Origin of the sequence: Actinopolyspora lacussalsi (genome assembly GCA_030803735.1) — a bacterium.
Taxonomy (GTDB): Bacteria; Actinomycetota; Actinomycetes; order Mycobacteriales; family Pseudonocardiaceae; genus Actinopolyspora; species Actinopolyspora lacussalsi.
This window is the reverse complement of the sequence record JAURUC010000001.1, coordinates 1,547,108-1,569,609: the sequence shown is the minus strand read 5'-3', so window position 1 is coordinate 1,569,609 and position 22,502 is coordinate 1,547,108. Positions and strand designations below refer to the sequence as shown.

Genomic DNA, 22,502 nt, shown 5'->3' with positions numbered 1-22,502 from the left:
GGACCGGCACGGAACCGGTCCGCCGGTCCCACCGCCTGCCGATCCAGCCACCGGTTGCGTCACGCCCGCTCCGCGAGCATGCTGAGCTTGCCGCCGAGACGAGGCTGGGGGCCCGGGACCGCGGCGGCAGATGGGTGGCTCGGCGATGTTTTCCGGCCACACCCGCCCACGCCCCGGCAGAATCCGTGTTCGGTGGTTCCTCGTGGGGTTCGATGCTGCGCCCTCACGGATCCGCGTGCGAGACCACCGCTCGTGGTGGCCCGGGAGTGGGGGTTCTCGAGTTGACCCGGGCCGGACAGGGACCGATCGCCACGATCGGTGGCTGATCGCGGAAGGAGGAGGGTATGCCGTACTCGAAACAACTTCTGGAGACCCACCCCTGGGCGGGTCATGTGGATCGCGAGGTCCTCAGCGCCTGTATCGAGGCGTGCGTGGAGTGCGCCCAAGCCTGCACCGCGTGTGCCGACGCGTGCCTGTCCGAAGACGACCTGCAGAATCTGCGTCGGTGCGTGCGTCTCGATCTGGACTGCGCGGACATCTGTGCGGTGACCACCCGTGTCCTGTCCCGACAGACCGCCTACGACGCGCCGACGTCGAAAGGCCAACTGGAGGCGTGCCGCGAGTCCTGCGCCACTTGCGCCAAAGAATGCGAAAGCCATGCCGATATGCACGAACACTGCCGGTTGTGCGCCGAGGCCTGCCGCCGTTGCGAGCGGGCCTGCGAACAACTGCTGCAGGCGATGAAGTAAGCCTGCACGGCGGCGGGTCGGGACTGAATCCCGGCCCGCCGCCGCTGATCCGAGCCACCGCCCGACAGGGCCTCGCCCGTCCCATCTCCCTCGTTACGGTCCTGCGAGCTGATCGAAGTCTGGGCTCGAATCGTGGGGTGCTCGCTCGGCGGAACCTCCGCTCGAAGGAGCTTCGTCGGGGTGCGGCTTGCTCTAATGGAACCGACGCGGCCCTCGTTCGGCCGCGGGTGGGCAGGATGGCACTGATCAGCGGCAGGTCTTCCCACCCGAGGCCGTTCACCGCGCAGCCGCACCAAGGAATCCCGCCTCGAAGTCACCAATGTGTCAGAGACTCTCAGAGGGGCCATCACTGCTGGCCACCACGACCCGGGCCCGCGGTATCACCTGCGCCTGGAGCACCGATGCGCCCACCCCTCCAAGCGTCCGCCGTGCGGTATCGGTGAGCCCCGATCAGGCAGGCGCGGTCCTCGACGCCCCGTCCCACGAACGTGGTTGGGGGTTACCGAGTACGTCCGGTGATGGGCATCCGCAGCCGGCCCACCAGAGCGATGAGGGGTGGTGCTCCCGTTCGTCGGTGGCTGTTTCGCCGTGGTCCTCTCGGTCCGCCGGCCCTTGGTCCCCAGTTCCATTGGCCCCAGTTCCACCAGTCTCGCCCGGCTGCCGGTGGTACGCACTTTCGGAAACGGCTCGTTTTTCCTCGTCCGGCAGGGGCGGCTCGATTGGCCCAGCTGCCCGGCCGTGTGCTCACGCTGGGAATCGTCGAGCCCCGACCTCAGCCGCCTGCCGGGACGCCGGGTATTCGGCGGACGAGCACCTGCAGGCGACCGGCCACGACGCGGGTGTGGAAGGTGGGTTGCGGCGCCGTGGCCGGGCCGTGTACGACCTCACCGTCGGCCACCCGAAACACGCTGCCGTGCCACGGGCACTCCACGCACGGGGACCCGTCGGGCCACGACAGCGAACCCCGGTTGAGGGGGCCGGAGGCGTGGGCGCAGCGGTCGGCGAGCACATACAGTTCACCGCGGTCGCGCAGCACGAACACCGGCACCTCACCGGCCATGCGCCGGGTCGGAGAGCCCTCGGGCAGGTCGGCCACCTCGCCGAGATCGGTCCACTCGTCGGGTGCGATGTGCGGGACCGCGTCGGCGTGATTGACACTGGTGGCCTGGTGGAACGACAGGTGCCCGCCGAGTATGCCGCCTGCCACGGTCAGGCCCAGTCCGGTCCATCCCGCCGCTGTGCCCGCGACTTCGCGCCCCGTCGCCCGCCAGCGCAGCGACAGCAGGTAGCTGGTCAGAGCGGCGGTGCCGGCGAGCGCGTGCACCAGACCGGTGCGTTGTTGTTCCTCGTGGCCCTGGGCGAAATCCGCCGCCCCGGCCACGGCCGCGGGCACACCGGCCAGCAGACCGAGCTTGATCAAAAGCTGGCTCACCCGCCGTTCGCCCACGCCGCGTCCGGGCAGCGCGTCGACGACACCGGCACACGCGAACGCGCCCATCGGGGCTTGCACCACGGCGGGGTGCACCGGGTGACCGAGCCACACGCCGTGCAACGCGTCCTTCAGCCGCCGACCCCGGAGGGTCCGCGAGACAGCGTCACGCAGCATGCCGGCCGGTTTGTCCAGCCACGTCCATTCGGCGATCCGGTCCATGGCCGAGAGTGAGCGCATGACCGCGGGATTACCCGTCCCAGGGGCGACCAAACTCGACGGTCGTGCCGGAGCGCAGCGACAGCTCGTGCAGCAGTGTCGCCAGGCCACCGGGGGCGCGTCCCCTGGTGCGACCGCTGGTCAGTACCGGGCACTCGTTGGGTTGCCGCGTGATCCGGCCTGCCCGCCGCAACCGCGACCACAACCCGTGGTCCTCGCCGGTGTAGAGGGGCGGAAACCCGTCGGCCTCGACGAACGCGTCGGCGCGTACGCCGAGGTTGGCGCCGTAGACGTGGCGGTGCTGATCGACCGTGATCTTTTCCGCGACCAGCGCTTCGTAACTCGGCCGTGCCCGTACGGCCGACCCGCTCCACCAGCGGATGACCGCCCGACCTGCCACCGCGTGCACCCCACTCCGGGCGTAGCGGACGTGCTGGACCGCCCATCGGGTGGGGACGACGGTGTCGGCGTCGGTGTGCAGGATCCAGGTCCGCTCCGGAGCCGGCGACCGCAGAGCCTGTAGGGCGTGTGCGGTACCTCGGTTGCGCAGCTCGCCGAGCCCGCAGGGAACCGAGTTGGTCAGCACCTCGAAGCGGTCGAAACGGTCCGCGAAGGACAGCGCCAGCCGCGCGGTGGTGTCGCTGCACCGGTCGGCCACCACACACACGCAGGTGCGCACGACACCGACCTCCGTGCTGAGACACCGCAGCGCAGCCGCGAGGCTGTGCAGGCATCCCGGCAGCAGTGCCTGCTCGTCGTGGGCGGGAACCACGATGGTGACCGCCTCGATGCGCCGCGTCACGCTCGCCTCAGCACGTCGATGAGGAAGTCCGGTTCGGTGTGACGAACGAGCACGTCGAGGTCGGGGTGGTCCCGAAGCCGCTGATGAGCGCTGTCGCCGTTGGACGGCGCGTCAGGAGCCTGTGGCCGCCAGTGCACCGCCAGGAGATCCCCGGCGGGACGCAGCGCTCGCACCGAGGCGGCGAGGACGGCGGCGGCATCGTCCTCGGCAAGGTAGTAGAGGACCTCGCTGAGCACGACCAGTTCCGCCGAGTCGCACTCGGACGGGAACTGGTCGGGCAGCCGCCTGCGGCGCACCTCGACGTGGTCCTGGTCCGCGACCCGGTGGCGGGCGCGCGCGGTCGCGGTTCTCGAGGCGTCGGAGGCGGCGAGCCGACCGCAGCGCCCGGCGAGCGCGGCGGTGAGTTCGCCCGTGCCGCAGGCCGGCTCGATCGCCGAGGCGTAGCGCGGTCTGGGCAGGCACGCCAGCGCCACGGCGCGTTTGCGCCACTCGTACCAGGAGCTCGCCGTCCGCCACGGGTCCGGGTCGCCCTGGTAGAGCTGTTCGAAGCGACTGGACGGCGTGCTCACGGATGCTCCTGAAACAGCACCTCGACGCCGCGTCCGAAGTGGGCCAGCGCCTCCGGTGGAAGCACGGCGCCGCCGACGCCGGGCGGCGGGACGCGCTGGGAGACGAACTCTTCCAGCGCGGCGTTCTTGCTGGCCTGCTGTGCGGGGGAGAGCCGGTGCAGCACGGCACGTCGCCACGGGATCACCTCCTCGTTCGGGCGCATCCAGTGCCACATCCAGATCGGATACGACCACATCCGGCTTTCAGGCGGCCTCGTCCTCGCCGTGGCCCGCCCCGCCGCCTGGTGGTCCGGGTGCGGGTCCAGCGGCCACGGCGCGACGGTCGCCGTGGCGCCGGTGAGCAACGCTCGGAGCTGGTCAGCCAGCGTTGCTTCGTGCGAGACCAGTTCCGAATCCGGCAGGCCGAGCCAGGTCACCGGCACGGCGGGCAGCCCGTGCACGCGCAGCGCCGCGTGCAGTTCGCGGCGCCGGGTTCGTGCCAGCTCCGCGCGGTCGGTCGCGTTCAGCCCCGGGTAAGCGGCCTCGCCGTCAGTGGCCACGACGATCCGGAGCTCGCCGGGCAGTCTCCGCAGCTCCTGGAGCACTCCGCCCAGAGCGAGGCACTCGTCGTCGGGGTGCGCTGCCACCACGACGACTCGGTTACCCAGCTCCGGTATCCCGGGCGGCAGGTCCGAGACGGTGCGCATCCACTCGGATTCCGAGGTCATCGGGCGCGGGTCGTAGGTACTCACGTCGCACGCTCACCCGCCCGTGCCAACAGGATGCTTCTACCGAGATCGGCCAGTTCGCGCTCGGCGTGGTGCTGTCGCACGTAGACCTCCAGATCGGCCAGCCGCCTGGTGAACGCGGCATCGCGGCTCAACGGTCCGGGCCCGGTCACTCGGGGCGCCCGTGCCAGCACCTCGCACGCGGCGCGTTCCGCCGCCGAGCGGCATGTTCCAGCGGTGACCGCTCGGTCCGTCCCGGTTCCGGAGGCGTCCACTGTCTCGGCCGCTGTCGCCAGCGTGCTGTCCGCCGCCTCCACCGCCACGTGCATCGCCGCCAGATGCGCGAGCTGGTGCTCGTCGGGAGTACGTGCGGCCAAGTGCTCCGCGACCCGGTCCACGACACCCGCCGTGCCGCCGAGCCACACCGCCGCCACCCCCATCGCCCCGAGCCGGAAGCCCGGTCGCCCGGTGTAGAAGCCGGGCGGGCCCACGCGGTCCTCCTCCCGCACGGGAACTTCGTGCAGCTCCACGTCCCAGGTACGCGAGTCGGCCATCCCGGCTGCGTGCCAGGTCTCGGGCAGCGGCCGAATCCGCGCATCCGGCAGCGCGATCTTGATGACGACATCGTCCGCCGCGCCGGCGGCGCCGTCCGGCCGTGCCACGACCAGCGCCCTGTCCAGCTGCCCCGCTCCGGAGCAGAACGGGATCGTGCCAGTGAGCACCGGCACACTGTCCGGCCTGTCGGTCAGCACGGCGCCCTTGCCGGAAGCGCGAGACGCCCAAACCCCGTACAACGCCCCCGGATCCGGCTTGGCACCGGACTCGTGCAGGATCGCCACGGCGTCGGCGTGGCCCTCCACCAGACGTCCCAGCGCCAGGTCGGCACGCCCGTAACGGCACAGCACGGACCAGCGGTGGGCCGTGTCACCGCCGCCGGGCAGCGGAACCTCCAGCTCCCCGGCCTCCAGCGCCCCGCGCAGCGCCGCGAAAACGTCGCCCCACCCGCTCGAGGTTCCCTCGGACGTGGTCGGTCGCGCGATCCGCAACACTGGGCACCCCCGTGTGAGCCGATGACGTTGCCGCTTTACATCCCCCGCGCGGCAGGAACGTAAACGCCCGTCGTCTCTCGGAACTGTCCGAGGATCGTTCCGATGGTGGACGGAGCATTCCCACTCCGGTAATCGTCCGTAATGATCGTCGAGCCCCGCGCGGAACCACAGCTCGCGGTGGCCCTCGGTTCTCGGAGTCGGAAACGAGGATCATTCCGAACGGTTTCGTTCCTCGGATGAACGAGAACGGGGGTGTGCCGGTGTGTCGTTTATCCGATTCCCGGGTACCGCACCGAGCAGGAAGTGTTTTCCCGAGAGGAACGGATCGGTGTTTCGCGCGGGGGATCGATTCGGCACACGGAGGTCATGATGAGCGGGGATGCCGGGGTTATGTGGCGGCGAGAGCGTCGTTACGCGGCAGAGGTGCCCGAGGCGGGGCCGGGCACCGAACACCGCGTGACGTTCGGCCGGGAGACGTTGGACGAGCCGACTCCTCCGGCTCCCGAAGAACGCGACACGGTTGCCGAAAACCGTGCACTACCCGCCGGCGAAGGAGTCCTGCCGCGGGCCGCCGCACGATATCGATCTCGGGGAGCCCCGAAACCGGGACGCGGATCTCGTCCCGCGCTCGTGCGTTCGGCTCGGGGGTGACGAAATGACGGGTATCGGGTACACGCTCCTGACCGAGCAGTCCGGACCACGTTCCCTCGTCGAGCACGCGGCCTCGGCCGAACGTACCGGGTTCGACTTCGCGGTGATGAGCGACCACTACTTCCCCTGGTTGCGTCCGCAAGGTCACGCCCCGTACGCGTGGAGTGTGCTGGGGGCGGTGGCTCAGGTGACCAGTGGCATCGAGTTGATGACCTATGTGACGGCTCCGATCATGCGTTATCACCCGGCGGTGGTGGCGCAGAAGGCGGCGACGCTCGGTCTGCTGTCCCGGGATCGCTTTCTGCTCGGCGTCGGTGCGGGTGAGAATCTCAACGAGCACGTGATCGGTCACGGCTGGCCGCCGGTGAACGTGCGGCACGAGATGCTTTCCGAGGCCGTGGGGATCATTTCCGCGTTGTTCGAGGGCGGCAGCGTGGACTACGTCGGACATCATTACCGGGTGGACTCGGCCAAGCTCTGGGACCTGCCCGAGCGGAAGGTGCCCATCGGCACGGCTGTGTCGGGGCCACAATCGGTGCGTCGGTTCGCCGCGGCCTCCGATGCCATGATCGCGGTTACTCCTGAGTCGGGGCTGTGTGAGGACTGGGATCGTGCCTCGGACACGACCGGCGACCGCAAGATCGGGCAGTTGCCGATCTGCTGGGGCCCGGATCGGGATGCGGCAGTGGAGCGGGCGCACGAGCAGTTCAGCTGGTTCGCCGGTGGTTGGAAGGTTAATTCCGAGCTGCCCGTGCCGGATTCGTTCGCCGCGGCGACCAAGTACGTCCGTCCCGAGGACGTGGCCTCGGCGATCCCGTGCGGCCCGGAAGTGGGGCCGATCGTGGAGGCGGTTTCGTCCTTCCGGCAGGCGGGGTTTACCGATGTGGCGCTGGTGCAGATCGGGATGGACAACGATCCGGCGGGCTTTTTCGCCTTCGCCAGGGAAGAGCTGCTGCCCGCGCTACGAGCCGCGGGGCGTTGACGGTTCCCGGAGCGAAAGAGCGGACTCGGCCGGAACGCGGCCGTGGCGGCCAGTGGACTCGCTCGCCCGTGCCACACCCGGTGGTGTGCGTGTTCGTCCCCGTCGTGCCTTCTGTTCCCGAAGCGCGGGCAGGCCCGGGCTCGTGCTTCCCGGTGCCTGTGCATCTCGTGCTTCCCGGTGCCCGCGCACGAGTTCCTCCCCGCGCACAACGTTTCCCTTTTGGCGGCACGGCACTCACCCCGGTCGGCTCGGCCCCGCAAGGTAGAGGGACGCCGTCCTCGGCTTCTCACACCCGGCACGCCGCGCTCGGCGGCTCGCGGTGCACACGGGAAGAGGTGATCGTGAATGCTCTGGGGAAAACGTGAAGACATGATCGTACACGCGGTGGAACCGTTCAACGTAGAACCACCGCGTGCGGCGCTCGCGGCGAGCATCGTTACCGACACCAGCACGTTCTTCGTGCGCAATCACGGTCCGATCCCGGAAACCGAGCCTCGGGAATGGCGCTTGCGGGTGCGGGGCGAGGTGGAGCACTCGCTGGAACTCTCGTTGTCCGAGCTTCGCTCACGTTTTCCCGTGCGCGAGACGGTGGCCACCATCCAGTGCGCGGGTAACCGACGCGATGGGCTGATGCGGGTGCGCGACATCCCGGGCGAACTCCCGTGGGGAGCCGGTGCGGTCTCCACCGCCACGTGGACAGGCGTACGACTCCGGGACGTACTGGCCGCCGCCGGGCCGACGGCCCACGCCGAACACGTCGAGTTCGAGGCACGCGACGTTTCGCATATCGCGTCGCCACCGCAGCGTTTCGGCGGGTCGGTGCCGATGTCCAAGGCGCACGGGGATGAAGTGTTGCTGGTCTGGGAGATGAACGGAGAGCCACTGCCCGCCGTGCACGGCGCTCCGCTTCGGGTGGTGGTGCCTGGTTACATCGGTGCCCGCAGCGTCAAGTGGGTGGATCGCATCACCGTGATGCCGCGTCCTTCGGACAATTTCTTCCAAACCACCGCATACCGACTGCTTCCTGCCGAAGCCGATCCGGGCATTCCCGGGCACGAGATGGGTTTTTCGCTGGGTCCGCTCGCGGTCAATTCCGATGTCCTCGTCCCGTCCGAGGACGAGATTCCCCGCGCGGGGCCGAAAACGATTCGCGGCTACGCCCTGGCGGGAGAGGCCCACGGGCTCGCCAGGGTGGACGTCTCCACAGACGAAGGCCGGAACTGGACTCAGGCGACAATGGAGAAACAGGCTTCCCCCTGGGCATGGCGTCACTGGCATCTGACGCTCGATCTGCCACCCGGACAGGTCCCGATCAGTGCCCGTGCCTGGGACACCAGTGCCACCGTGCAGCCGGAAGCTCCCATCCAGCTCTGGAACCCCAAGGGTTATATGAACAATGCCTGGGCCCACAGATGGCTGTGCGTCCGGCGGTGAACCGGGACATTCCACCTCCGCCGGAAAAGCACGTGGCATACCGCCGGCGAATTCGTGCCCACGGTTCGCTCGACGGTTCCACGCGCTCAAAGTGCCCGGTGATCTCCAAAACGGCCAACGGTCAGGGGGCCACGGGGGAGGGAGTCGGAGCGGCGCGATGTGGTTCGTCCGTACTCGCGAAACGCTTTCCGGGAGGGGCACTCGCCCCTGATCGAGCACTCGCGCCGAAAAACGGCGTCCGGGCCGCTGGCAGGCGGAGCGGTGGCGAAACCGTCTTTCCGTCGTGGTTTCACGGTTCCGACAGCGGGAAATACCTGTTCACGAGACGGTTCAACAGTGCCGGGAGGTAGCGGTGGAGCAGCCGGAGAGTGTCCCCGCACAACAGCAGCAACCGCCGGGCCGCACCGATGAGATGCGGCCGACACCTCGTGACGAGATGCGACATTACCGGGGTAATGGGCTGCTCGACGGTAAGCGTGCCCTGATCGTCGGCGGGGATTCGGGGATCGGTCGTGCGGTGTCGGTGGCATTCGCCAAGGAAGGCGCCGATGTCGCGATCGCCTACCTCGCCGATCTCGAGGACGACGACGCCGAGCACACGGCAGGTCTGGTGCGTGCGCAACAGCGCCGGTGCGTCCTGTACAAGGGCGATATCGCCGAGGAAACCTACTGCGCGGAGTTGCCGGGGCGAACGGTGGATGATCTCGGCGGGTTGGACGTGCTGGTCAACCATGCCGGGGTCCAGTCGTATCGGGAGGACTTCACCACCATCGACACCGCACAGTTCGATCGCACTTTCAAGGTCAACGTCTACGCTCCCTTCTGGCTGATCCGTGCGGCGCTCGCCCATCTCCCGAACGGTGGGGCTGTGATCAACACGGGCTCGGTCAACGGACTGCGCGGCAACAAAGCTCTCATGGACTACTCGGCGAGCAAGGGTGCCGTGCACATCCTGACCAAATCGTTGGCCCAATCGTTGACCAGCAGCGGAATCCGAGTGAACTGTGTGGCTCCGGGGCCGGTGTGGACGCCCTTGATCCCCGCGACGATTCCCGCGGAGAAGGTCGAGGGGTTCGGGGAACAGACGCCGATGGGGCGAAAAGCCGACCCCGACGAGATCGCGCCGTCCTACGTTTTCTTCGCCTCCGATCGGCTCTCCAGCTATTACACCGGCGAGGTGCTCTCGCCCGTCGGAGGGGAAACCCACCCCGGCTGAGCCGCACCGGCACCGTTTCGGGTGCCGATCGCCGGCGGAGCAGTGTGACCGAGTACCGGATGCGTTCGGCAGGGTGGGTACGCGAGGGATGAGCTCGGTCAGCAGGCTGCGGAGTTCTGCCGTTGACGTCTCGTCCAGCAATGCCGAGGGGTGGGCGTGCGGCAGGGGACGGGTACGGGACTGGTAGGAGGTCGGGGTCTTCGACCAGCTCCACGAAGTGCTGCTGGCCGAGCCGCGCGCCGCCGACCGGATCGACTGGCCGTCCGGTGGGAACACCGGGCCTCCGTAACTCGTTGACACGGCGAGACTTAATCGCGACTGCTCATGGGTGAGCAAGGGGCGGCGAGTTTGACCGGTCCTTGATCAGGGTAAGGCGACGGCACGTCCTAGGGCCGTTGAACGGCCCGTGTACCGACTCGGCGAAGGAGAGGCCGACATGAGCATGATGGACAAGCTGAAGGGACTCGTCGGTAAGAGCCCGGACAAGGTCAAGCAGGGGATCGACAAGGCGTCGACCTTCGCCGACCAGAAGACCGGCGGCAAGTACCACGACAAGATCAGCAAGGGGACTGAGCAGGCCCGGAACTTCGTCGACAAGCAGGACCCGCAGTCCCAGAGCGATCAAGAGGGTCGGCAAAGCCCCGGTCAGCAGGGATCCGATCAGAGCGGCGACCAGTCGCAAGGTGGCCAGTCCCGCCAGTAACGGGTTTCGCGGAAGGGCCGGGGAGTTTTACCTCGTCACACCTGTGCGAATTCGGACGAGACCGAAGGCGAAGTCGAGGCCCTGAACCCTCCCCGGCCCTCGCTTCCATCCGAGGCCATCACGTGTCGAGACACGGGGCCTCTCGCCAACCGGCGGACGGATCCGGATAAGCCTCGCATGTCTGGTCGATCTCGATTCCCGTGTCGCTGAGCAGTGCGTCGTCCGGGGCACTGCCAATCGTCGGGGGATCGGCGTCATAGGCGAGCACGCCGGTCTGCTGTGCCCGATCGCCGTAGTGGTGGGCCCAGGACAGCGGTGCTCGAAGTCGCCACTCCGAACTGGATTCGGGCCGCTGAGGCGGCGACATCGCCGCGAACCACGGTCCACCGTCACCGATCGAGAACCCATTTGCCGCAGGCTCCCACCACAGCACGGAGCACGGCCTATTCGCCCACGAAGCACGTCCGCGAGCACTACCGCGTCAACGAGTTCGACCTGTCCGACGGCCTGGTGGGTCACTGTCCGTTCGTCGTAGACACGCGCCCGAACACCCCGCTCGGCCGGCTCCTCGTCACTAGTGAGCTCCACCCAACCGCACTTGGACCCATTACCCGACCAAAGTTGCCTGACTTCCCGCCGGACCAGTTATTCCTGGGAGCCGGGAACCGGCGTGGAAGTCCGTGACGACCTTCTAGCACCGCGTCGAGCGGAGGCCGCCGGTCTCCGGCCCGCGCAGCCGAGAGGGCATTCCCCGATCTCGGTGCTCGCATCTCCGCGTGCCTGTTTCGGAAGTGTGTCGAAGCGGCTTGGCTTTCTCCTCCGGAGAAGCCCTTCACCACGATTAGTGCCGCTCTGCTCGCTGGCCATTGGCACAGGGGCGAAAACGGTCGAGCCCCGAGCGCGGTCTCGAAGGAGTGAGCAGTGTAGCCGAGGTTGGAGATCGATCCACCGGGTCGATCAGGAACGATGCGTCGTGATCGGGCCGGTGGTCGCGGAGCTGCCCGAGGTCGTTCACGTGGTCGGTGCCTTTTTGGGCGACCTGTCCCGCACGAGTGATGCACGCTGCTCGGTGAGCCCTCACCCTGGAGCTCGAAGAGCACGAGCATCACGTTCGGCGGAACTGCCCGGGGCGTGGTGGTGCGTTCTCGGGAAGAAGGAACCGATGACCTCGTCCACGCCTGACGATCCGAACCTCGGTCGTGAGCCGGATTCGACTCCCGGTCCCGATCCGGACTCCACCCCCGCTCTCGACTCCGGTGGCGGGGTGCCTCCGGGAGACACACCTCCGGCGGAGGGAGGGCTTTCGGGTTTGTCACACCAGGAAAAGGGCCCGACCCGTTGGACGCCTGTGGTGACTCTCGTCGCCATCGCCGTCGTGGTGCTGGCGGTCGCGGGTTTCGTGGCCGGGCATCTGCTGGGGTTGTTCTGAGCGTGTCCGGCCGTTTTCGCGTCCCCACCGGCGACCACGCCGACGAGGACCATGAGCAGCCACTGTGGCGAGATACCTGGTCGAGGACTTGGTGGGGCGGGTAGAACCGCGTGTGGAGGCAGGCGCGCTACTTACCGTGGCGAGTACTCGAAGGACTGCCAGCTCCGCCGAACCGGAGCGCGGTAGGACTGTGCGGCCAGGGTGGCGGCACGGGTACGAGCTCAGGTCAAGGGGTGTTCAACGGCTCACACGTTGCTCGAACGGCCGTTGCCGCTATCGATGCGCGTTGTTGTCAGGACACTCGGTAATGAAACGTCATAACAGTCGGCACAGCATCGTCTGAGGCCGAGAGCACTAAAGAAACCCTTTTTGCCAGGTATTTCGATACTTTATCGAACTAAGGTCTTGCCTCTAGGGGTGATCGCTGTCATAGTCCGTGAAACGTTTCATAAAGGGAGGGTCCGATGTCAGCACCGGTGGCAACCGAAGCGGCTCTCGAGCTCGATGACGTCTTCAAGTACTTCGGGAAGGGGGCGTCGCTGTGCTCGGGCTCCTCGTGCGTGGCGGGCGGCTCGGTACGAGGGGGCCTTCGACTCCACGGTGGAGTCGAAGGCCAACGGAGTCTCGGTGACCTGTCAGGGGCCCGTCCCGTTCCTCGGTCTGTCGGTTGCCGAGAACACCTTCACCGGGCGTCGACAGGGATAAGTCGCGGCCCGGCGCTTGTCCGGCAACTCGCCGCCGGCCACACGGGCGGGGAAAAAGCACCGGACCAGATCTTTCCGGCTGTTCGATGACCTGATGGCCGGGAAGATACGCGGTCCCGTATCCACATGTGTTCACTCGGGTTCGGAACGCTGTGCTTATTATTCCTGTATTGCGTAGAAGGTTGTGCGGGTGTGCGCATTTGACCGGGATTAGATTTTCCGTCGAAACAGTTTTTGAGGCCCAATGGTAACCCGCCGTCCGGTGTGGTTCCTCTGGTTTCTTTTGTTGCGAAATCCCTGATCGGCCGTGCTGCGTGCGGTCTGCATGGTGGCTGCGATGGTCCGAATTTTTCGAGGTGGTGGCGATGCGGGTCGTATTTGGACGTTTCAATTCCTCCTGTTCGGCCCGAAGTTCGCGATGAGGGCCGTCTCCCGAGATGATTCGTAAGAAGTGACGAGCGAGAAGGAAATACTGCTCATGGCTGAGATGTCGTCCGAATCGGACGGTGTGTCCCGCAGGAGATTTCTCCAGGCCACGGCCGCCGGTGCCGCGGGTCTGGCTATCAGCGGCACAACGGTTGCTCTCGGTGCCGAAGCCGCGGCGGCCACTGCCGCGGACAGGGGCTCGTTGGGCGGCTTGTCGGTCGCGGGACGGTTCGACCACCCGCTGGGTGTGGACAACCGCACGCCGCTGCTCGCCTGGCGGCTGGAACGGGGAACCCAGCACGCTTACCGGATCCGGGCCGCGAGCAGCACGGCGAAGCTGCCCGAGCCGGATCTGTGGGACACCGGATGGGTGCGGTCCGGCACTTCGACCGGAGTCGCCTATGCCGGTAAGCCCCTCGGCGCGCGGCAGCAGGTCGTCTGGCAGGTGCGGGTCACCGACGCCCAGGGCACGGTCTCGGAGTGGAGCGCTCCGTCCAGGTGGGAGCTCGGGCTGCTGGACCGGTCCGACTGGTCACCCGCCAGTTGGATCGAACATCCCGGCCGCGAGAACACCGATCCACTGCCCGTCTTCGCCCGTGGTTTCACGGTCGACGGCGGCAGGACCGTGGACCGGGCACGGCTCTACCTGGCCGGTCTCGGTGCCTATGACGTCACGCTGAACGGCAGGCGTGTCACCGACGCGGTACACCTGCCCGGCGACTCCAACCCGCAGCGGTCGGTCGAGGTGGGAACCTACGACGTCACCGAGCTGCTGGAAAGCGGGCCGAACGTCCTCGGCGTCCAGCTCGGCAACGGCATCTTCAACGCCGTCGAGGTCACCAATCCGGCCGTGGGGCGAACCGAGGCCTACAACAAATTCACCAGTGAGATCGTGCAGCCGACGACGCTCGCCGCGGCGACCGGAGCCGGTGACACGAGCATCAAGGTGGCCGATGTCGACGGTTTCGACGTCGGGGCCACGGTGAACATCGACACCGGCAACGGCGGCACCCTTCTCGAAAGCCGTGTCATCACGAAGGTGGGCACCGCCGGTGCGGACGGCAGCGGCATAGGTTTCACCGAGCCCCTCGCTCATGAACACGATGCGGGTGGCACCGTCACCCACTCCGGCACCGCCAACGAGACCCGTACCGCGATCACTCCGCGGTTGCTGGCGCGTCTGGAAGTCGGCTACACGGACGGATCCACCGACACGGTCGTCACCGACCGGCAGTGGCGCACGGCGCTCGGCCCGTCGGTCACCGACAACTGGTACGCGGGCACCGACTACGACGCGCGCCGCGAACAGCCCGGTTGGGACGAGCCGGGCGCCGACCTGTCGGCCGCGGCCACACGCAGGAACGGGGAACCGCTCGGCTGGATCGCCGCGGGCATCGCCCCGCCGCCCAACCTGGCGACCGATCTCGCCTGGCGGCAGGGCGATCCGGTCAGGATCGTCGACACCGTCGCTCCGGTGGCCGTCACCGAGCCGAAACCCGGAACCTGGGTGTTCGACTTCGGACAGAACTTCTCCGCACTGTTCGAACTCCGGGTCGACACCTCGGTCCCGGCGGGAACCGTAATCAAGATGCGGCCCGCCGAGTCGCTGAACGACGACGGCACCGTCGACGCGTCCAGCATGGGCAGCGACGAGCACATCTACGACACCTACACCACCGCTGGTGCATCGCAGGGCGAGAAGTGGCGGCCGCAGTTCGTGTACCACGGCTTCCAGTACGTCCAGGTCACCGGACTTCCCTCGGGCCACCGGGCGACGACCGGGATGCTGACCGCGCTGCCGATCCGCGCTTCGATGGACGTCTCCGGCGACGTGTCCACCTCCAGCGACATGGTCAACCGCATCCACCGGATGAGCACCTACTCGATCGCCAGCAACACGCAGTCGATCTTCACCGACTGCCCCAATCGGGAGAAACTGGGCTGGTTGGCCGACGTGCTGCACTCGATCCAGGCCATCGACCGCAACTTCGAGATGTCGGCCTATCTGCCGCACATGCAGCGGGTGATGCGCGAAGCCCAGCTCGCCTCGGGACCCAACGCGGGTATGGTTCCCGCACACGTCCCGGAGTTCCCGGTGTTCGGCGGTGGCTACCGCGACGACATCAACTGGGGCAGTTCGGTGATCGTCTTGCCGTGGTGGCTGTGGCAGCACCACGGTGACACCGCCACGATGGCCGAGTACTACCCGGACATGGTCGGGTACCACGATTTCGTCCGCACGGTTCAGGCCGGTGCGGACGGCGGTACGAACCTGGTCCGTGGCGGGCTGGGTGACTGGGTGGCCGCGGACGACCGCACTCCCAAGTTGCTGACGGGCACCTACGCCTACTACCGGATGACCGACAAGCTGGCGCGGATGGCCGACGCGCTCGGCAAGAGCGCCGACGCGCGGCGCTACAGCGACCTCGCCGCGGACATCAAGGCCGAGTTCAACGCCCGCTTCTTCAACGACACGCTCCGGGCCTACACCAACGAGGGCAACGGTGGCACGGTCGGCACCCAGGCCGACGACGCGCTGGCGCTGGACGCGGGGCTGGTCCCGGACGGGCAGGAGAAGCACGTTCTCGACGACCTGGTCCGGCGGATCCACGCCTACCACCCGTCCGGTGGGGGACCGCACCTCAGCGGCGGAACGATCTCGCTGGGTCCCACTTTCCGCGCGCTGACCGACGGTGGGCGCGCCGACGTGGTCTGGGACGTGCTGCACGAGACCACCAGACCGAGCTACGGGGCCTTCCTGCGGTCCAGTGAGATGAACCCTCACGGCATGACCACCGTTCCGGAGCACTGGCACGCCCCGGAGAACAGTTCGTCGCTGAACCACATGATCCTGCTGCAGATCGACGAGTGGTTCAGCACGGGCTTGGCCGGCATCCGGCGCGCATCCGGCTCCGTCGCCTACGGGAAGGCCGTCGTCAAGCCTCGGCTGGTCGGCACCGAGGAGCACCCGCTGACTCACGTCGAGGGGCACTACGACGGTCCGCGTGGCCGGATCAGCAGCTCCTGGCGCCTGAAAAGCCAGGGAAGTCGGGATTTCGAGCTCGACGTCGTCATCCCGGCCAACTCGGTCGGTGAGATCCACGTTCCGACGATCCGTCCGCAGGCGGTGTGGCTCAACGGTCGTCATGTCCGTGCTTCCAAGGAAGTGAAGTTCGAGTCCTATACGGATGGCTGCGCCGTCTACTCGGTCGGACCGGGTAACTACGGCTTCAGCTCACAACTGCACCAGGGTGGAGGTCACCGATGAACGAGGTATCCAGACGAACCATTCTCGCGGCGACGGCCGGGGCGGGCGTCGCGGCCGCCCTGCCGTGGAGCCTTTCTGGGGGCGGCAAGGCGGCCGCCGCGCAGGGGCCCCACGCGGGGGCCTTCGCCGAGGGGTTCGCCGTCCCGCCCCGTTCGGTGCAGGGCAGGTTCCGCTGGTGGTGGCCGCACGGCCTGGTCGACCCGACGGAGATCGCGCGGGAGATCGATCGGATCGCCGACGCCGGGTTCGGCGGTGTCGAGATCGCGGACGTGCACCACAGTGTCGAGGAGCCGTTGGACCCGGCCGAGCACGGTTGGGGAACCCGACCGTGGGTCGCGGCGGTGGAGGCGGCGCTGGGCAGGGCGGCCGAGCGCGACGTGACCGTCGACATCACGATCGGACCGTCGTGGCCCGCCGCGCTGCCGACCGTGACGCCGCAGAGCACGGCAGCCGTGAGCGAGTTGGCGCACGGGCTCGTGAAGGTCGACGGTGGCAGCTACGAGGGTGAGGTGCCCGGCCCGGCGGTCGAGCCCGCCTCTGGTGTCACCGAACATCGGCTGCACACGGTGCAGGCAGCCCGGCTCGCCGACGGCGCCGCGATGGAGAAGCCGTACCGGTTGGACCCGGCGAGCGTCACCGACCTCATGGACTCCGTGCGCGACGGCCGCGTCGGGTTCACACCCCCGGACGACGGCACCTGGCTGATCATCGCCACCTGGCTGCGCGGCTCGGGGCAGCGCCCGGAAGGCGGCCCGCACACCGAGCCGGCGTCCTATGTCGTCGACCACTTCAGCGCGGCGGGCACGCATGCCGTGATCGATTTCTGGGAAGGGGAGATCCTCAATCCGCGCATCCGGGAACTGATCCGGCGCACCGGCGGGGCGATGTTCGAGGACTCGATCGAGCTGGAAACCGAGGCGACGCTGTGGACTCCGGCGATGCTCGACGAGTTCCGGCGGCGCAAGGGATACGACCTGCGGCCGTATCTGCCGGTCGTGCTGCGGATGCACGAGGACGGCGTGTTCTCCTACGACGGCGTGACCGACCGTCGGGTGTCCGACGATCTCAACGACGTCCGCTCCGAGCTCTACATCGAACACCACCTGCGCCCGCTGCGGGAATGGCTGCACGGGCTCGGGCTCGAACTGCGCATCCAGCCGTACGGTCTGGAGACCGACGCGTTGGCGAGTGCCGCCGTCGTGGACACGCCGGAGGGCGAGTCGTTGGGGTTCAACAACCTCGACGACTTCCGCTCGCTGGCGGGTGGCCGCGACATGGGCGGCAACAAGCTACTCTCCAGCGAGGCCGCCGCCGTCTACGGCGGCTCGTACAGCACCACGTGGGACCACGTCGTGCGCACGGTTTCCCGGGAATACGCCGCGGGCGTCAACCAGGCGGTGCTGCACGGGTTCTCCTACGCCAACGCGCCGGGAGCCCGCTGGCCCGGCTTCGCCGCGTTCACCCCCTACGACGGCGGTGTCGGCTACAGCGAGTCGTGGGGACCACGGCACCCGATCTGGCGCCACGCCCCCGACATCGCGGGATTCATGGCACGTTCGCAGTTCGTGCTGCAGACGGGGACGTCGCGGGTCGACGTCGCCTTCCTCCGCCAGAAGGGCTACGCGGGCACCGGCTTCGGCGCGGCCTGGTTCACCCCCGAGGGCATTCCTCGCGGCTGGACGCACCAGTTCCTCAGCCCGCGCCTGCTCGAACTTCCGTCGGCGCGAGTGGCGGACGGCAGGCTGGCACCGGACGGCCCCGGGTACAAGATGCTCGTGTTCGAGGGCGACGCCTTCAACGGGAAGGTGGAGACGATGCCGCTGGCCACGGCGCGGCGGTTGCTCCAGTTCGCCCGCGAGGGCCTGCCGATCCTCGCGGTCGGTGGTTGGGACTCGCCCACGGTTCCCGGGATTCCCGAACCCGGTGAGAACGAGGAACTCTCCGAGGTCATGGCGCGGTTGCTCGCGCAGCCCTCGGTGCGTCGTGTCGACAGCCGTGCGGGGATCGCGGACGGGGTGGCGGCGCTGGGTCTGCGGCCGGACGTGCGCTACGCCGAGTCCTCTCCACTGCTGCACGCCCGACGCCACGAGGACGACGCCGAGTACTACTACTTCGTCAACGGTTCCGAGGACGAGGCGGTGGATCACGACGTCACCTTCGCCACCACCGTGTGGCCGGTGATTCCGTATCGTCTCGACCTGTGGAACGGCAGCGTCGAGCGGGCTTTGGTCCACGAGGCCGAACGCGGCGCCGTCCGGTCGCGGGTGCGCCTCGAACCCGGCGCCGCCACCGTGATCGTGCTGGCCCGACCGAACTGGCTCGGTGACGGTGTCGCGGCGGGACGCGGCGTGCGGTCCACCGAGGCGGACGCGGTGAAGGAGATCGACGATCGGGTGGTGGTGCGCGCCGCGTCGGGCGGGACGTACCGCTCGACGTTGGCGAACGGCCGGACCGTGTCGACGCGGATCGCCTCGGTGCCGGACGAGATGCCCCTCACGGACTGGACGTTGACCGTCGAGGACTGGCGCCCAGGTGCCTCACCGACCGAGACGGACATCCGCAGGCACGAGAGGGCACTCGATTCCCCGGTGCCGTGGACGGAACTGCCCGGTCTGGCGGACGTGTCCGGAGTGGGGCGGTATTCGGCCACGGTGCATCTCGGACCCGCCTGGACGGGTGGGCACGGCGCGTACCTGCGTCTCGGGGAGGTCACCGACACGTTCCGCGTCTCGGTGAACGGAAACGAGCTGCCGCCCGCCGATCAGCAGACCGCGGTCGTCGACGTGGGCGGTTTCCTGCGGGAGGGGCGCAACACGATCGAGATCGAGACGGCGTCGACGCTGATCAACCGAATGCGCGTCTTCCGTCCGGACGTGTACGGCGTGGTCGACCGTTCCCGTTACGGCCTCGCCGGTCCGGTTCGCCTCGTCCCGTACGGCCAGGCCCGCCTGATGTAGCCGTCATGGCCGCGTGCGCGACGACGGGTCGCGCGGTTTCCGGATCGATCGGATGCGTTTGCTCACCCTGCCTACGCCGGAGTCGAACGCGAGGACGAGGTAGTCCTCGCGTTCGACTATTGTCCGCACGGGAAGGGTGGTGTCACCTCGCTTAACAAGGAATCACTCCGGTGGGCGAGACCAGCGAGCAGGCAGAGCGGAACGAACTCGTTATAGGTATTTGTGCCTCCGCGAATGACGCCGACGGCAACCGGCTCTCGTCGTCGACTTCCCGGTCGACTGGCAGCACTTCTTGCTGAATATATCGACAACCCGCTGCCATACCCGGAATGTGGCGGCGAGATTATCGAATTCTCGGACTCGATGTACCGCACCCCCGTGACGACCTCGGTGCGAGGCTACTTCTGCTGGAGGTTTCGATCAGCCAGGGTAACCCCGGTGCCGGTCTGGATGGTGCCCGCACCTGTGCTTCCTCGATGATCGCAGGTCAATATTCGGCTTACTCGGCAAGATCCGTGACAGTCACCGGACATCCCCGTTCTGGTAACCGTCGCGATCATCGGCCCGGCCGAGTAGACACGTCGGCTTCCGACGCTGGGGACGTGGTTGGCAACGTGCGAACCGTGCTGCGTTCGTTGGTGGAGGATCAACCGTCCCGATCGTGTTTTGTCGATGAGTGCGGCGAGCGCGCTGTGCTCTCGTCGGGGAGAAACCTTCCGGAGTACTGAGTTGCCTCGTGTTGAGTAGCCGATAGTTATAGGCCATGCGCTCGAAACACCCGCCACATTGAAAACGGCTGCGTGTGAGGCCGTTCCAACACGTTGAGATCGGCCGCGTCTCACCCTCACGCCGGTAGCACTCGGCGGTTGATGCTGAGCAGACTCGAAGCCATGGTCAACACCGAAGACGCGTGGAAAACGCTCCAGCAGACCACCGACCTCATCAAGGTCGCGGATACGAAGGCCGCAGCTGTGCTGGCCGCGAATGGTGTGCTCGGCGGTGTACTGGTGCGAGCTCTCTCCGCGCCGAATGATTGGGCGGCCAGGTGGCTCTACGCGGTCCTGCTACTCGTCAGCCTCGGTTTGGCGACCCTGAGCATCGTCGCCGCGCTGTGGGTGTTCACACCTCGGCTGAACACTGGGCACTCACGGTCGCTTCTCCACTTCGACAACATCGCTCGTTGCTCTCCGGCATCGGATGGTTTCGCGCTGGCATACCGGGATCTGCTGGAGGACGGTGAACAACTGCAGCTGTCGCTCACACAGCAGGTGTGGGCGACCAGCCGGATCGCTCGACGCAAGTTCCGCGCCGTCACACCGGCCATCTGGGCCTTCGGCACATCGCTCCTCACCGCGCTGGCGGCAGGCTGGGCAGGGCTGTTCGAGTGATCTTGGGCTTTCCCGGACCACCTCTCGGCGATCAGGAGCTACACACTTGGATGTGAGTGCTGTCAACGACTTCCGGGGCCCACGTGGTTTCCGCTCTCTCGTGCCGAGCGATGCCTGGGCAGCACTGGTACAGCAAGGTGTTCGCAGCACGCACCACGCGCGGGAGCGCGTGCTGCACCAGGGTCAAGCAGGCGGGTGGGTACTGCTGTGCCTGTCCGGTCGGTTGAAGGTCGTGTACTCCGAACCCGACGGCCGCGAGCTCGCGCTCGCCGTCCGCGGTCCCGGTGACGTGATAGGCGAGTTCTCGGGGCGAGACGGAGGTCCGAGGTCGGCCACGGTGCAGGCCATCGAACCCGGCATCACCTACAGGCTCCCCGACGAGCGGTTCGGCGAGCTCCTCCAGCGTTTCGACCTGGGGTCGAAGCTGGACGCTTACATACTGGGCAAAGTGCGTGAGAGCTCCGCGCATTCTTGGCAGCTGGCTCACCGCACCGCCTCGGCGCGTCTCGCCGACTTCCTCGCGGCGCTCATCGACGTCGCGGGGCCTGATCACCCTTGTCCGGCCACCATCGCTATGTCGCAAGAAGAGCTGGCCTCAGGGCTGGGTTTGGCGCGGTCGGCCGTCACACCGGTGCTCGCCGAGTGGAAGGCGGCAGGGCTCGTGCGGATCTCCCGGGGAAAGCTTCACGTGACCGATGTCACCTCGCTTCGTGCTTGTAGCGAGGCCAATGTGTCCAGTTCTGGACAGAACACCGCGAGATGACCGGGCAGCCTCACTTCCGTCAGTCGCACGCGAAGACGCGAAGAAGGAGCACTGGTGGACCGAGAACTCCCCACCGACAACCGCTCGATCGGTGAGCACACCGGCATACTCGCGGTGGACGTTCGTCACTTCAGCAGGCACAACGACGTCCAGCAGAAGATGATCGCAGAGCAGTGGTTGCCCGATGTCCTCGAACAGGCCGCGAGCCGTGCCGGTATCGCGGAACTCTGGCAGGGACGTGGGTTCCGAGCCTTCCGCGGCGACGGCTACCTCCTCGGCTTCTCTCCGGACCTGGTGGCCGCCGTGGTCGACAGGTTCTTCGACTCGCTGCAGGCGGAACTGCGTCGTCGTGCCGCTGAGTTTCGGGCGGCGGAAGTCGAACTCCGACTGCGCACAAGTCTGCATCTCGGCCCCGCGCAGTCGTTCGAAGCGCTGGTGGCCGATTCCTCTGTGGTTGACTCCCCGTCGGGCAAGGTCATGGTCGACACGGGGCGCATGGTCGACGCGGCCCCGGTTCGCTCGTTGCTCGATCACTCGGACTCGAACGTCACGCTCGTGGCGTCCGTGCTCTCCCAAGCCGTCATGGAGCACGTCGTGAGGGCGGGGCGAACCACGCGGCAACCCAGCGAGTTCGTCGAGGCACCGCTGGAGATCGATTCCAAGGATTACACGGGAACGGGGTACTTGCGCGCACCGGTGCTCTCCGGTGAGCTGTTGAGCTCCGGTCTGCTGCACGGGCAACCTACCGACCTGGGGTCCGCGAGTTCCGACGAGCGAGAGACCGATGTCGACGGCGGCGACGTGTCGAACGTGCTCACCGGTACCGCCGGGAAGGCCGTGCAGACCCGCGACGTGCACGGCGGGATTCACGACACTTCGGTGCGCGAGGTCAGCCGTGGTGTCGCGGCCACCGACCACGGTTCGATCTCGATCGGTCGCGATCTCGACCAATCAACGCAGAAGCAGGAGTTCTCGGGTCAGTTCCACACGAGCGGCGACTCGAACTTCGGACTGGCGAGTGGTCGCTGCGGCGAGAACGAGTCGGGGGAAGGGTGAG

Annotated in this window: 17 protein-coding genes and 1 pseudogene; 12 read left to right on the top strand and 6 right to left on the bottom strand. The window is 67.6% G+C overall.

The window, feature by feature from the left end:
* Positions 1–344 precede the first annotated feature (344 nt).
* Positions 345–749: a four-helix bundle copper-binding protein gene (locus J2S53_RS06800; RefSeq protein WP_456240282.1), complete on the top strand. Its 405-nt coding sequence runs from the start codon at positions 345–347 to the stop codon at positions 747–749.
* Between the two features lie 772 nt (positions 750–1,521).
* Here the strand turns inward: J2S53_RS06800 and J2S53_RS06795 are convergent.
* From J2S53_RS06795 to J2S53_RS06775, 5 genes are read right to left on the bottom strand one after another with little or no spacing between them, the layout of a single operon-like run.
* Positions 1,522–2,418: a Rieske 2Fe-2S domain-containing protein gene (locus J2S53_RS06795; RefSeq protein WP_456240281.1), complete on the bottom strand. Its 897-nt coding sequence runs from the start codon at positions 2,416–2,418 to the stop codon at positions 1,522–1,524.
* Between the two features lie 10 nt (positions 2,419–2,428).
* Positions 2,429–3,199, bottom strand: a complete 771-nt coding sequence (locus J2S53_RS06790) for a glycosyltransferase (protein WP_456240280.1) — start codon at positions 3,197–3,199, stop codon at positions 2,429–2,431.
* On the bottom strand, positions 3,196–3,768 hold the full coding sequence (locus tag J2S53_RS06785) for a class I SAM-dependent methyltransferase (protein ID WP_456240279.1): 573 nt from the start codon (positions 3,766–3,768) through the stop codon (positions 3,196–3,198). Before J2S53_RS06785 ends, J2S53_RS06790 begins: the two co-directional genes overlap by 4 nt.
* Complete coding sequence (locus tag J2S53_RS06780) at positions 3,765–4,499, bottom strand: PIG-L deacetylase family protein (RefSeq protein ID WP_456240278.1); 735 nt, start codon at positions 4,497–4,499, stop codon at positions 3,765–3,767. Before J2S53_RS06780 ends, J2S53_RS06785 begins: the two co-directional genes overlap by 4 nt.
* Positions 4,496–5,521, bottom strand: a complete 1,026-nt coding sequence (locus J2S53_RS06775) for an acyl-CoA dehydrogenase family protein (protein ID WP_456240277.1) — start codon at positions 5,519–5,521, stop codon at positions 4,496–4,498. The genes J2S53_RS06780 and J2S53_RS06775 overlap by 4 nt, the downstream gene beginning before the upstream one ends.
* Before the next feature lie 658 nt (positions 5,522–6,179).
* Here J2S53_RS06775 and J2S53_RS06770 point away from each other — a divergent pair.
* The 5 genes and pseudogenes from J2S53_RS06770 (at position 6,180) to J2S53_RS06750 (ending at position 10,510) form a co-directional block, all read left to right on the top strand.
* The gene (locus tag J2S53_RS06770) at positions 6,180–7,157 is read left to right on the top strand and encodes a TIGR03557 family F420-dependent LLM class oxidoreductase (protein ID WP_456240276.1); all 978 of its coding nucleotides are present in this window, start codon (positions 6,180–6,182) and stop codon (positions 7,155–7,157) included.
* Positions 7,158–7,526: 369 nt separating this feature from the next.
* Entirely contained in the window at positions 7,527–8,591 is a 1,065-nt protein-coding gene (locus J2S53_RS06765) for a sulfite oxidase (RefSeq protein WP_456240275.1), read from the top strand.
* A 412-nt stretch (positions 8,592–9,003) separates the two neighbouring features.
* The gene (locus J2S53_RS06760) at positions 9,004–9,807 is read left to right on the top strand and encodes an SDR family oxidoreductase (protein ID WP_456242722.1); all 804 of its coding nucleotides are present in this window, start codon (positions 9,004–9,006) and stop codon (positions 9,805–9,807) included.
* A gap of 148 nt (positions 9,808–9,955) precedes the next feature.
* Positions 9,956–10,090: pseudogene (locus tag J2S53_RS06755) on the top strand (IS5/IS1182 family transposase); the annotation flags it as partial.
* A gap of 153 nt (positions 10,091–10,243) precedes the next feature.
* Positions 10,244–10,510, top strand: coding sequence for an antitoxin (locus tag J2S53_RS06750; protein ID WP_456240274.1), 267 nt, complete (start codon positions 10,244–10,246; stop codon positions 10,508–10,510).
* 118 nt (positions 10,511–10,628) lie between these two features.
* On the opposite strand, the gene J2S53_RS06745 is transcribed toward J2S53_RS06750, so the two are convergent.
* Complete coding sequence (locus tag J2S53_RS06745) at positions 10,629–10,877, bottom strand: hypothetical protein (protein ID WP_456240273.1); 249 nt, start codon at positions 10,875–10,877, stop codon at positions 10,629–10,631.
* Between the two features lie 795 nt (positions 10,878–11,672).
* Between J2S53_RS06745 and J2S53_RS06740 the strand changes: the two genes are divergently transcribed.
* The 6 genes from J2S53_RS06740 (at position 11,673) to J2S53_RS06715 (ending at position 22,501) form a co-directional block, all read left to right on the top strand.
* Positions 11,673–11,939 carry a DUF6480 family protein gene (locus J2S53_RS06740; protein ID WP_456240272.1) on the top strand — a complete coding sequence of 89 codons (267 nt, stop codon included), beginning with the start codon at positions 11,673–11,675 and terminating at the stop codon, positions 11,937–11,939.
* A gap of 1,182 nt (positions 11,940–13,121) precedes the next feature.
* A complete protein-coding gene (locus tag J2S53_RS06735; RefSeq protein WP_456240271.1) occupies positions 13,122–16,337 on the top strand; it encodes a family 78 glycoside hydrolase catalytic domain in 3,216 nt (1,071 codons plus the stop codon).
* Positions 16,334–19,294 carry a glycosyl hydrolase gene (locus J2S53_RS06730; RefSeq protein ID WP_456240270.1) on the top strand — a complete coding sequence of 987 codons (2,961 nt, stop codon included), beginning with the start codon at positions 16,334–16,336 and terminating at the stop codon, positions 19,292–19,294. Before J2S53_RS06735 ends, J2S53_RS06730 begins: the two co-directional genes overlap by 4 nt.
* Positions 19,295–20,184: 890 nt before the next feature.
* Positions 20,185–20,682, top strand: a complete 498-nt coding sequence (locus J2S53_RS06725) for a Pycsar system effector family protein (RefSeq protein WP_456240269.1) — start codon at positions 20,185–20,187, stop codon at positions 20,680–20,682.
* Between the two features lie 52 nt (positions 20,683–20,734).
* Entirely contained in the window at positions 20,735–21,445 is a 711-nt protein-coding gene (locus J2S53_RS06720) for a Crp/Fnr family transcriptional regulator (protein WP_092973700.1), read from the top strand.
* A gap of 54 nt (positions 21,446–21,499) precedes the next feature.
* Positions 21,500–22,501: a hypothetical protein gene (locus J2S53_RS06715; RefSeq protein ID WP_456240268.1), complete on the top strand. Its 1,002-nt coding sequence runs from the start codon at positions 21,500–21,502 to the stop codon at positions 22,499–22,501.
* The last annotated feature ends 1 nt before the right edge of the window (position 22,502 follow it).